A 12,498-nucleotide genomic window follows, 5' to 3' on the forward strand; every position below is an offset into this window, starting at 1 on the left:
CAAATTAAATCTTAATAAGTATGAAAAAAATTCTACGTTTGAACGGGAGTATGAAATCCTGTTTCATGCTATTTACACTTTTATTTGCACTAGATGCCAAAGTGTTTGCACAAACCATTGTATCGGGAACGATAGTTGACGATGGCCGAACACTGCCTGGTGTAGGCGTACAGATAAAGGGAAGCAAAATTGCTACCGTAAGCGGTTCGGATGGAAAATACACTATCAGGGTGACCAACGGCGCTACTGACATCCTCGTATTTTCTTATATCGGTTATGCCCCGCTGGAAATCCCTGTGAACGGCAAATCCCTGATCGATGTGAACCTGAAAAGCCAATCTGCCGATCTGAATGAAGTGGTGGTTGTAGGTTATGGCACTCAGCGCAAGAGCGATCTTACAGGTGCCATTTCTGTTGTAAAGGTAGCTGATGTACAAAAAAGACAAGCCACTACCGTTGCAGAATCTTTACAGGGACTGGCAACAGGGATTAAGGTAAGAGGTGGCGGACAACCCGGCTCCGAAGCACAGATCCAGATCAGGGGACTTAAAAATCTGTCCGGCTCCAACCCGCTCTATGTGATTGATGGTTTGATCACTACCGCTAACCGCGACTTTAACCCGGCAGACATCGAAAGCATCCAAATCTTAAAAGATGCTTCAGCTGCTGCAATTTATGGGTCTAGGGCAGCAAACGGTGTAATTATTATCACCACGAAAAAGGGTGTTGCCGGACCAATGCAGGTTTCATTCTCTGCAAAGAATACGGTGCAAACCATTCCAAGATACGACCTGGCAGGTACTGAGGAGTTTGCAAGGATTAATTTCATGGCCTATGACAATGCAAACCTCGGGCATCAACAGCTCAACCTGAACATCAATACTGACTGGCAGGATGTAGCCTATCAGACAGGCCTGGTACAGGATTACAATGTGAACTTTTCCGGCGGCAGTAAAGAAGGCACCTATTTCGTATCTGCCGGTTACTTCAAAAATAAAGGTGCGGTGATCAGCACGGGTTTCGACAGATATAATTTCCGGGTCAATACCAAAAGCACCAAAGGTATCTTCACCATTGGTGAAAACCTGGCCATCAGTAATGCTAAAAACGATGAAATATCGGGGAACCCGGTGATAGATGTGATCAGGCTGCTGCCAACTATCCCGGTTTATGATGCTGCCAACCCTGGTGGTTTTGGTTATGGAAACGAAAATACCGCGCGCACATTCGGTACCAATCCCCTGGCAATTGCTTCACTGGAGGACCGCACTAACGAGAATTTAAGGATCAGGGGCAATTTATTTTCAGAGCTGCAATTGCTTAAATCCCTGAAATACCGCATTAGTCTGGGCTATGAAACCAGCAGGGACCATTACACTTATCTGCGAAAAGAAGGTTCATGGACCTTAAACCAGCCCTATGATCCGGCAATCCTCAACGAAAACAGGGCAGAATCCAACACTGTCATCATTGAGAATACTTTGAATTTTAACCAGAAATTTGGTAAACACGGTGTTAGTGCACTGCTGGGACAATCGTATCAAAAAGACAGATATGCACAGATCAGTGGTACCAAACGGAATATCCTGGCCAATTCGAATGGGGGTTATTACGATGTGCTTAATCAGGGAAACGAGGCTCAGACAGCCGGTTTCCGCAATCAGACTAACCTTATCTCCTATTTCGGGCGTGTAGAATATAATTATGACGACAAATACCTGGTTAATGGTGTCATTAGAAGTGATGGTGTTTCCAGGTTCGGCCCTGATTATAAATACGGCACTTTCCCATCCGTATCTGCCGCCTGGCGGATCAGTAAAGAAGGGTTCTTCCACTCCTCCTGGATCAACGATCTAAAACTAAGGGCAAATTATGGTACCCTTGGCAGCAGCAATATCGGTCCCTATGATTATATCGCCATCATTAATACCTTTTCAACGGTACCCTTTGGTCCTGGACAGGCCCTCCAACAAGGGGCCACTCAGGTAAAACTGGCCAACAATGATTTGAAATGGGAACAGGTTACCCAACAGAATTATGGTTTTGATGCAGCTTTCCTGCAAAACAAACTCAGCGTTACGGCAGAATATTTCATCTCAAAAACTAAAGATGTACTGATCGAATATCCGCTGCTGCTCTCTACGGGCAATGATGGCGGTAACCCTTTTGTGAACGGAGCCACATTGGGCAACCGCGGCTTTGAGCTTACTGCTACCTACCAAAACAACACTAAAGCCTTTAAATATAATGCTACAGCCAATCTAACTACCCTGAAAAATAAAGTTATCTCCCTTGGATATAATAAAAACAGGACCTTTGTAGGCAATACAGTAACGGAAGTAGGCGGCGCTATCGGGAGGTGGTATGTGCTGCAGACTGACGGCCTGTTCCAGAGTGATGCCGATGTGGCGAATTATAAAAATAGTGCAGGAATAGTTATCCAGCCTGGCGCCAAACCCGGAGATGTGAGGTATAAGGACAATAACGGAGACGGTGCTATTACCAATCTAGATAAAGTTATTGTTGGCAGCCCATGGGCAAAATACGAACTGGGCTTAAACCTGGGGGCTTCCTATAAAGGATTTTCATTGACGATGGACTGGTTTGGATCTTTCGGTGCCAAAGTGTTTAACGGCCCGAGGAGTGTACTGGATAATTTCTCAGATAACTCCAACTACCGCCATGGCGTACAACCCTGGACGCCGGAAAATCCGAATACAGACGTTCCACGCGCATTTTTTGGCAGTACCACCAATGCCCGCGGCGATACAGACAGGTGGCTGGAGAATGGCAGCTTTGTCAGGTTGAAATATGTGGGGATCAGCTATTCACTTCCACAACCACTGTTAACAAAAATCGGATTTACTAACGGGCAAATTACCCTTTCGGGCCAGAACCTGATTACTATCACCAAATACAAAGGGTTGGACCCGGAATTCAGCAACAACAGCATCTTTGAAAAAGGATATGATTTTGGTGCTTTTCCCAACCTGAAATCAGTTTCCTTAGGTTTACAATTTAGCTTTTAATAAAAGAAAATGAAACAATCAAAAGCTTACCGCTTCATAATAGCGATCAATACAGCTTTCAACAGGCTTACCGGCAATACAAAACATATACCGATGAAACGGACACTTTCAACAATCATCATTCTGGGCATGCTTATGGGTGTGGCTTCCTGCAAGAAAAGCCTCCTGAACCAGGACAATCCCAATACACTCACAGTCGATCAATTCTGGAAAACGGAAACTGACGCCCAAAAAGGGGTCAATTCCATATACGCCATGTTTTTTCAAACCGGTGGCTGGAACCGCTGGATCTATTTCAGGTTAGATCTTACTTCGGATGAAGGTTTTAGCAATAGCCCATGGACTGAACTGGGCGACTGGACCAGGTTCCAGTACATAAATTATAACTTTTTTGAAGGAAACGTAAATACCTACCGGGATTTCTATAAAGCTATTTTCAGGTGCAACCAGGTACTTACCCATGTACCGGATATCCAGTTTGCTGATGCAAAAAAGAAAGCACAGCTCCTGGCGCAGGCTAAATTCTTACGCGGTTACTACAACTATTATGGTGCCGTCCTTTGGGAAAATTTCCCGCTGGTGACTACCTTACAAACGCCTACCGATTTACCCGTAGCATCAAGCCTGGCACAGGTTTGGGTGCAGGTAGAAAAGGATCTGCAGGAAGCAAGTGCCGATTTACCTGAACAATGGACAGGTGATGATATTGGCCGGCCAACCAAAGGTGCTGCACAGGCGCTATTGGGCAAAGCACTCATGCAACAACACAAATGGACCGAAGCAAAAACCGCATTCGACTATCTGGTTACAGGTGCTGGTAAAAGTTATTATGCTTTGGTAGACTTCAAGGAGAATTTCAGGGCAGATAACGAGAACAACAGAGAATCTGTTTTTGAAATCCAGTTTTCTGATGCCAATAAAACTGCGGAGGGAGATGCGCCTAATTCTAATCTGGGAACTACAAGAGCCCAGTTCTTTGCTCCGAGAAGTATCGGATGGTCGGACGGACAAGCCAGGTACTGGACCGTTGGCGAATTCAAAAAAGAAAAAACAGTAAGCGGAGGAATAGACCCACGCTTGCGCTACACCCTGTTTTACCCGGCACTTGAAGCTGACTTTGGCGACAAAACCTATGGCAGAAGCTGGCAATGGGGAGCCGATGAAGCCTGGTTTAAAAAATACTCCCGTGATTATTACCGTACCAATGAAGATTATTTTAACCAGGTCAATAACCGTGTGATCCGCTATGCGGATGTATTGCTGATGTATGCCGAAGCACTGAATGAACTGGGACAGACTACTCAGGCCTATACTTACGTTAATATGGTACGCCAACGTTCAAATATGGCTACCCTGGAACTGGCTTATCCTGCAATAGGCAGCAATAAAGACTTGTTCAGAACTCGTCTCAAAACTGAGCGCCTGCTGGAATTATGCGGAGAAAGTGTAAGATGGGCAGACCTGAAACGCTGGGGAGACCTGGATACACAGGCAGGGGTGAATGAGGTGGCCTTAAGAGATCCTGACTTCAAAAATTTTGTAGTTGGCAAACATATCAGACTGCCTTTACCACAGATTGAGGTAGAGAACAATACCAATTTGAAGCAAAACCCTAATTATTAAGCGAATAAATTTTAACCATATGGTACAAAAAAACCTTATCCTTTCTTTACTACTGCTGGCTACCGCCATAATGGGCTGCAGTAAAAAAACAATTCGTACTGAAGCAACACTGGCGGCGACAGGCGATATCGTATGGGATTACTCCACACTGAAAAAGGTATCTAACGGTACGTCAGACAATAAATATGCTGGTTATGCAAGGATGATCCAGCGTCCGGATCTATCCTTATTGTGCATTTATGAAAGCGATGGCAATATAGTGGTGACCCGCAGCAGCGATCTGGGGGCAAACTGGTCGGCCCCTATTTCTGTTGCCCTCAAGGCCGGCGGCATTAATATGGCAGTCCCGGATATCCTGGAGTTAAAGGATCATTCCCTGCTGGCTTGTTATAACGGAAGGCCGTCTCTGATTGATCCATCCAGGAAGTTTAACATTAAAACGAAAAGAAGTACCGACGGTGGATTAACCTGGACCGACGAAAGACTTCTTTATGAAGCAGGTTATCAGTTTGAGAACGGGTGCTGGGAACCTTCAGCAGTACAACTCCAATCGGGTGAAATCCAATTGTTTTTTGCTAACGAAGGCCCATATACCAGCTCTAACGAGCAGAATATATCTATGGTCAGATCTTCAGACAATGGGCTAAGCTGGACTAAAACACCTCAAACAGTGAGTTTCAGTGCAACTAAACGGGACGGAATGCCTGTCCCTGTACTGCTCAACAACGGGCAGGATATTGTATTTTCGATTGAGGACAATAGCTCAGGTAACTTTAAGCCCTACACGATCAGAAATACCCTGGCGGAAAACTGGGCCACTACCGTTAACGCGGCAAGCCCAAACAGGAATTATGCCCTGGCAGAAAAAATTGATGCCGGGATTTATGCTGGCGCTCCTTTTTTACGACAGCTGAAGTCCGGGCAAACCATCCTCTCCTATCAGGGTACAGAAGGCAGGGTAAACAACATTGACTTTGCCAATATGAAAGTTGTTGTAGGTGACAATACTGCTAAAAACTTCAGCCATAAATCCATCCCTTTTATCATACCCGATAATAAATCATGCTTATGGAATAGCTTGTGTATCCTGAATGACGACACTATTATAGCCATTACGAGTACCAACGCGTATTCTACCCATTCGGAAGTTTGGATGATCAAAGGAAAATATCAGGCAAACCTGCCCCGTCAGGCACAGTCAATTTATCAGGCAGATCCCACTATATTTTATGACCAGGGCATGTATTATCTCTATGGGACCAGCAGTGATGAGGGCTTCCGGGTATATCAGTCCAAAGATCTTAAGTCCTGGACCGGACTTGTGGGCAAAAAAAATGGTTACGCACTCTTTAAAGGAGATGCATACGGTAGCAAAGGATTCTGGGCACCCCAGGTTTTTAAACATAACAATCTGTTCTATATGGCCTATACGGCCAATGAACAGATTGCAATTGCAAAAAGTACCAGCCCACTGGGTCCATTTACCCAAACACAGCTTAAAGCCATTTCAGGAACTGGAAAACAGATTGACCCGTTTGTGTTTTTTGACACAAACGGTAAACCATACCTCTATCATGTGAAATTACAGGAAGGCAACAGGATCTTTGTTTCTGAAATGACTCCGGACCTCCAGGATGTTATTCCTGGTACAGCTAAGGAATGTATCTCAGGTACGGCCAAATGGGAGAATACAGAAAATACCCCCTGGCCGGTAACGGAAGGGCCTACAGTAGTTAAAGAGGGCAATTACTATTTCATGATATATTCTGCCAACGATTTCCGAAGCAATGATTATGCAGTAGGTTATGCTATATCCCCATCTCCTGCAGGTCCATGGACCAAGTACGAAGGAAACCCCATTATCAGTAAAAAGAATTTAAAATATAATGGTACCGGCCATGGTGATCTGTTCAAAGACATCTCCGGGAATTATCAGTATGTAATGCACACCCATTTTTCCAACAACCAGGTATCTCCAAGAAAAACTGGTCTGATCCATATGAAATTTACCAGCAGACCTGGTGCCCCTGCCATTTTAACCGCAGACAGTTCCAGTTTCCAGTTACTTTCAACCGATATAAATTAACTATATCCCTATCTCATTGCCTATAATAAGCTGCTACCAACAATTTTCATTGTTAATGGTATATGCATGCAAAATAAAATCAATCTGAAGGTTAGGTCTACTGCGACGTCTGGAGATTTCAGGATGGTAAATTGTCAGAATTAAAAGCTTTCGTCATTGAGGTGTGAAACACCTACGACCACATAAGGTAACAATAACTTAATATGATATTACTCTGGTAAATTTATACTCTTGTGATAGTATTAAACTATAACATTCAATAACCAAAGCAAATATTTCTCCCATCTGTCAATTCCGGAAAATTATTCTATCTCCACCTCCCGGGAAAACTAACTGCAAAACACATGACTATCAGAAATATAATTCTTTCCTGCGGGCTTGCAGGTCTAATATCGTTTTCGGCATGCTCAAAGAAAACAATCATCAATCCCGAAACACCTGTTGTCACATCTCCCGCAGCAGCCCCTTATTCGATTACCGAGGGCTTTGAATCAGGCACTAAACCTGGATATTGCGATAGACTCGGCTACTTTCCTGATGACCAACATGATCCCGCAGGCACCGAACAACAATCAGAAAATTTGGGAGTCTTTTGAAAGCTATATCAGGACACAAGTGCTGAGCGGCAACGAAGCCTATATCATTATGGGTAGCTACGGAAGCGGCGGAATCGGGTCTGCAAGTACATCAGTGGTTAACTCCATCGATAATGGAAAAATTAATGTGCCTGCCAACGTTTGGAAAGTTGCGGTTATCATGCCTACAGGGGATAATGACATCAGCCGGATAGCATCGGGCACACGCGTGATTGCCGTTAATACGCCAAATGTAAATACAATCAATGCCGGCTGGAAGCAGTATATCGTAACGGTTAGGAATATCGAGACACAGACAGGCTATAATTTGCTGTCAGGTCTGCCGCAGGCAGTACAGGATGTAGTGGAGAAAGTAAAAGATCCCGGAAATTAGATCTGCTTTGTTCTACCGGTTTTCTATTATTAATTTTTGAACTGCATCAATATATGCAGTTCAAAAATTAACGCGCTGCCGCATGGATTATTAACACAACTAATATGAAATTTTGGCTGATTTGACCGGGCATCTTCAAATTTGCAAGGACGGCTCATCTGACTGCAGCCCCAGATACACATTCTGAAGATCAGTAATAACATTTATCTCGATCAGGTAATTGCCATTCTCTTTCTAATCAGAAATATCACTATAAGGACTTTCATACAAATTAATATTTTGATAACATACTTCCATGTATTCGCAGAATTAATCTCCATAATTTTGTTTGTAGATGTCCCTTGTTCAACCTGTATCCGATATAGAACTGATAACTGCGATTAGCGTGGGTGATACTGCTGCATTTCAGCTATAGGAATACTTATGGCCGGCTGTTTTTTATAAACCCTTAAAATGATAAAAAGATGAATAGAAGAACCGTATTAAAAAGCATGGGCGGCCTTGTGCTAAGCACTGCTCTGCCTGTTGGAAGCCTGCTTGCCGCCGAAAAACCCGTTTTGCGTATTGCCCATCTGACCGATGTACATCTGAAAAATGATTTGGGAGCACCGGGTAATTACGTCAAATGTCTGCACCATGTACAGCAGCAGTCGCCAAAGGTTGATTTGATCCTCAATGGCGGAGATGTGGTATTTGATATGAACAAAGAGAATCTGAATACCATTGATGAACAATGGAAACTTACCCACAGTATCATCAAATCAGAATGTAGCCTTTCGGTAAAATACTGTCTGGGGAACCATGATATCTGGTGGAACGAAAACAGTAAAGGGCATACATTTTATGGAAAGGAGTATTCCATGAACCAGCTTCAGCTGCCGAAACCCTATTATAGTTTTCAGCAGGGCGGTTGGAAATTTATAGTCCTTGACAGTGTACACCTGGATATTGATCAGACCTGGTACATTGGCAAACTGGGCGATGAACAGTTTGACTGGCTGAAGAAGGAACTGGAAACCACAGACAAACAAATGCCGGTGCTGATTCTGTCACACATCCCGATCCTCACCGCCACACTAATGATAGAGGATGATATAGTAAACAGATGGACAATGTTGGGTGGGGATATGCATACCGACACTTCGAAAATCATCAAGCTGTTTTATCAGCATCCAAATGTAAAGCTTTGCCTTAGCGGACATATTCATTTGAGAGATAAAGTTGTGTATAATAACGTTACCTATATTTGCGACGGAGCGGTCAGCGGCGCATGGTGGAAAGGTAACCGACGTGAAACTGCGCCGGGTTACGGACTAATAGACCTGTTTGCCGATGGAAGCTTTGAAGAACGATATGTGAACTACCAGGTTTAGCTGGCCGTTGCATGAGTCCTCCTCTTTCCGTTTGCAGGAGTAGTTTGTAATATTAAAGATTTTAAGTTATTATCCGCCAGATTTTGCTGGCTGAAAAGCATTTTGTTTAATTCGCTGGCATTATATACTGTATAAGTGTTGATATCGTTATTGAAAAATACATATGCCTCTTTAATTTCTTTGCCGCCTTTAAGCTGTTTGGCAAAATGTTGCAGTTGGGCAGATGAATAATTTGAAGAGTACAGACTATCTAAGCTTTATCATTTTCATCTGACAGCCCGATCGTCACCGGCTGGTAAATCATCACTACTTTCATTAGCATCAATGTTATCGTTTACGCTGTTGGGAGGCATAAGAGAAATAATTCAATTCCACCTTGTCGTTGTTCAGTTGATCGTACGTCATCATCTTTTTAATAGTAAATGCCAAAGTTTATGCCGATCAGACGCTAGTCAATTATTGCTACAGCTCCGCTGAAGGTTAAAAATCAAAGGGAATGAAAATAAATGGCCTTAAAACATACCTCGGGTCATGACCGGATTATAATGTCAAATAAACAAAATTAAAATGCAGTATTTATTCGCAAAAAACCCGTAACACTACGATGTTAAAACGTATTTATTACCTGTTCTTTTACTATACACCTCAAAACACAATATGTATCCATATTTTTCCCGTACCGGTCAGATACCTACACCTATACATGCAATGCCGGCATAACATTGTGCGCCGGATACGATAAAATTGAAAATTTATTAAAAAAACAGGGCAAATTCACTAATAACATGCATCTTTCAACCTTTTTCGCTGTATTGGTATACAGGTTGATATCTCATAGTGACATCTACCCATGTTCATTTAATAATTATCTACCTATGGAAAACATGCCTTTTAACTATCAGATCACTGCCCACAAACAGATGCTTTTTAACTTTGCATTTGGGTTTACCAAAAACTATGACGATGCAGATGACCTTGTGCAGGACACATTTGTTAAAGCGATCAGGTATGCGAACCTGTATACCGAAGGCTCCAACATGCAGGCCTGGTTGTATACCATTTTACGAAATACGTTTATCAATAATTATCGCAAATCCACTATGCGTAACAAGATCATTGATGTCGCTGAGGATTTCACTTCGTTTCAATTACTAAAAAGCAGTGCAACTAACCGCGGAATTGACCGGCTGATGAGTGAAGATATCAATAAAGCTTTCAGAATGTTACCTGATGTCTATTCCGTACCTTTTTTGAGATACTTTGAAGGATATAAATATTGTGAGATCGCTGTGGAACTCGGCATTCCCCTCGGCACAGTGAAAACAAGGATTCATGTGGCTAGGAAACTATTACAGTCTACGCTGAAAATGTATAATTAGCCGGATAGGATGATATTCGGTTTCTACAAGGCCTCATGTCCTGAATAATCAGACCTGAGGCTTTTTTAATTTATATTCTTCAGAAAGTTGGATTTTAGTACACTAAAACCAGAAGAAATTAATTATTTAAAATTAAGTCTATTAAAATAGTGGATTTAATTATAAATTTTTATATCTTGTGCTCAGTTACAGATAATTAAAGATCAATTATCCTAAAACATAGAAAAATGTATACCAATTCTGACGCTTCTTCCTCACTTGCCTCTCTTCGGTTTACTGCTGATCTCATTTCAGATGGTCAGTGTTGTTGTTGTTGCTGTTAGTCCAGCTGTAAGCAAAAGCTACTGCAATTCATCAGTAGCACAATTTTAATCTTCCAAATCAACTGAATTCAAAGGACGGACGTATCCATTTGCGTGATCTGTCTGGATCTATTTTTTTATTAAAATCTGAAATATCATGACTATTAATGACCTATCCTTGCTGGGCAAGAAGATATTGGTGGGTATTATTATCACTACAATACCTTTTATTATCATCTTCGGAGGCCTGTGGCTCACCCAAAAACTCCTTTCTGAAAATCACGCGCCAGATTCGGCGGCTATTAAACAACCTAATTCAACCAGATAATGAAACTTGAAAAAACTACACAATCAAGAATTGTGAGAAACGCGTTACTGAGCCTTTTTCTCTATGCCCTGCCCATCTTATTAATGTTCGTAACGTTCTATTTCACCGGGCAGCGGCCCTGGGAGAAAAAACAACCGGCAAAAACCTCAGCTGTCTCCGCAAAAAATAAACCTGCTCAACCTTAAATATTACGGCTATGATTGAAACGATAAAAAAAATAATTGAAAACTTAAACGGCTACGGCTTTTCCGTTTTAGTGCTGTTCCTGGGAATACTGGAATTCTCCTTCGGACTATATAAAAACCGCTGGAATAAAAATGAAAAATGGGTGGATATTGCCTGCTTTACGATCCCGCGATTGGTAATCAGACCTGTAGTTGCTTATTACGGACTTATTATCCTGCCGCAGCTGCTTCCAGGGCTTAAAGATACTTTTAACTGGGTGCCCTTTTTCTGGGGATTTATCATTATCGCTGTGGCAGACGACCTCACTCAGTACTGGTACCATCGCCTGCACCACGAAGTGCCCTGGTTATGGCGTTTCCACAGAACACATCACTCCGCTTCTTATATGGGAATGGCCATGGCCAGCAGGCAGAACCTGATCTACTCGCTCTTCTTTTCGCAAACTTACCTCACTACAGCGTTGGTGTATCTTGGCCTGGGTATCCCTGCCATCATGGTAAGAGCCATCAAAGGTACCATCACCACACTGGCACATTCCAGTATTCCCTGGGATAAACCTTTTTATCAGTACAGAATACTCCATCCTCTTGCCTGGGTACTGGAAAGAACCATATCAACACCAGCCACTCATCATGCACATCATGCCGCTACTACAGATGATGGCATAGGTTATTACAAAGGCAATTTCGGAAATATGTTTTTCCTCTGGGATGTTATTTTTGGAACAGCCCATATATCCAGGCAATACCCTGCAGCCTACGGTATTTCCCACTATGAAGGCGATCAATGGTATGCGCAGTTATTGTGGCCAATCTTCAAATCTAAAGTTCCTGGTAGTGAACTGGCTGCCGACGGACCGGTAGTTAAAGCCGATGTACCCTTACAGGAACATCAGTTGTACAGACCGCTGAAGGCAGATCCTGTAACAAAAGAGGATGTGCAGGGGACACCGGATCTGGTACCCATTCCAATAAAATAAAAGCTTTGTCGCTACGGATAATACAGAAGTGTAAAACCAAGGATTTGCAATATTCGGTAATTAACAATCTCAAACAAGGGAAAAGCAATTGCTTTTCCCTCCTAAGTATTAAAACAACGAAACAGTTATCAAGTGATGCTGGAGCTGTTTCTATGGTGTCATTTTAAACTAACTCAAATTTATGCAAAATTTTGCAAAAGTCGGGAATGGCTATAGGCCCTCCTATGCCCGGCCCATACAACGA

General features: G+C 42.7%; 10 protein-coding genes. 9 read left to right on the top strand and 1 reads right to left on the bottom strand.

Annotated features, from left to right (window positions below; genetic code table 11):
* The first annotated feature begins 20 nt into the window (after positions 1–20).
* The 5 genes from BLW16_RS00460 (at position 21) to BLW16_RS00480 (ending at position 9,080) form a co-directional block, all read left to right on the top strand.
* The gene (locus BLW16_RS00460) at positions 21–3,029 is read left to right on the top strand and encodes a SusC/RagA family TonB-linked outer membrane protein (RefSeq protein ID WP_090554160.1); all 3,009 of its coding nucleotides are present in this window, start codon (positions 21–23) and stop codon (positions 3,027–3,029) included.
* 9 nt (positions 3,030–3,038) lie between these two features.
* Positions 3,039–4,652 (top strand): RagB/SusD family nutrient uptake outer membrane protein, encoded by a 1,614-nt coding sequence (locus tag BLW16_RS00465; RefSeq protein ID WP_245735088.1) that lies wholly within the window; start codon positions 3,039–3,041, stop codon positions 4,650–4,652.
* 19 nt (positions 4,653–4,671) lie between these two features.
* On the top strand, positions 4,672–6,738 hold the full coding sequence (locus BLW16_RS00470; RefSeq protein ID WP_090554161.1) for a family 43 glycosylhydrolase: 2,067 nt from the start codon (positions 4,672–4,674) through the stop codon (positions 6,736–6,738).
* A 486-nt stretch (positions 6,739–7,224) separates the two neighbouring features.
* Entirely contained in the window at positions 7,225–7,707 is a 483-nt protein-coding gene (locus tag BLW16_RS00475; protein WP_245735089.1) for a DNA/RNA non-specific endonuclease, read from the top strand.
* 464 nt (positions 7,708–8,171) lie between these two features.
* Positions 8,172–9,080, top strand: coding sequence for a metallophosphoesterase family protein (locus BLW16_RS00480; RefSeq protein WP_090554162.1), 909 nt, complete (start codon positions 8,172–8,174; stop codon positions 9,078–9,080).
* Here the strand turns inward: BLW16_RS00480 and BLW16_RS23970 are convergent.
* Entirely contained in the window at positions 9,077–9,325 is a 249-nt protein-coding gene (locus BLW16_RS23970) for a DUF72 domain-containing protein (RefSeq protein ID WP_139298250.1), read from the bottom strand. The two genes, BLW16_RS00480 and BLW16_RS23970, sit on opposite strands and share 4 nt — an antisense overlap.
* A 630-nt stretch (positions 9,326–9,955) precedes the next feature.
* On the opposite strand from BLW16_RS23970, the gene BLW16_RS00485 reads away from it, so the two are divergent.
* From BLW16_RS00485 to BLW16_RS00495, 4 genes are all read left to right on the top strand, one after another.
* Entirely contained in the window at positions 9,956–10,459 is a 504-nt protein-coding gene (locus BLW16_RS00485; protein ID WP_090554164.1) for an RNA polymerase sigma factor, read from the top strand.
* Positions 10,460–10,918: 459 nt separating this feature from the next.
* Positions 10,919–11,089 carry a hypothetical protein gene (locus BLW16_RS23115; RefSeq protein WP_175470444.1) on the top strand — a complete coding sequence of 57 codons (171 nt, stop codon included), beginning with the start codon at positions 10,919–10,921 and terminating at the stop codon, positions 11,087–11,089.
* Positions 11,089–11,274: a hypothetical protein gene (locus BLW16_RS00490; RefSeq protein WP_090554165.1), complete on the top strand. Its 186-nt coding sequence runs from the start codon at positions 11,089–11,091 to the stop codon at positions 11,272–11,274. Before BLW16_RS23115 ends, BLW16_RS00490 begins: the two co-directional genes overlap by 1 nt.
* Before the next feature lie 11 nt (positions 11,275–11,285).
* Entirely contained in the window at positions 11,286–12,254 is a 969-nt protein-coding gene (locus tag BLW16_RS00495; protein WP_090554167.1) for a sterol desaturase family protein, read from the top strand.
* The last annotated feature ends 244 nt before the right edge of the window (positions 12,255–12,498 follow it).

Source organism: Pedobacter hartonius, from assembly GCF_900107535.1.
GTDB lineage: Bacteria > Bacteroidota > Bacteroidia > Sphingobacteriales > Sphingobacteriaceae > Pedobacter > Pedobacter hartonius.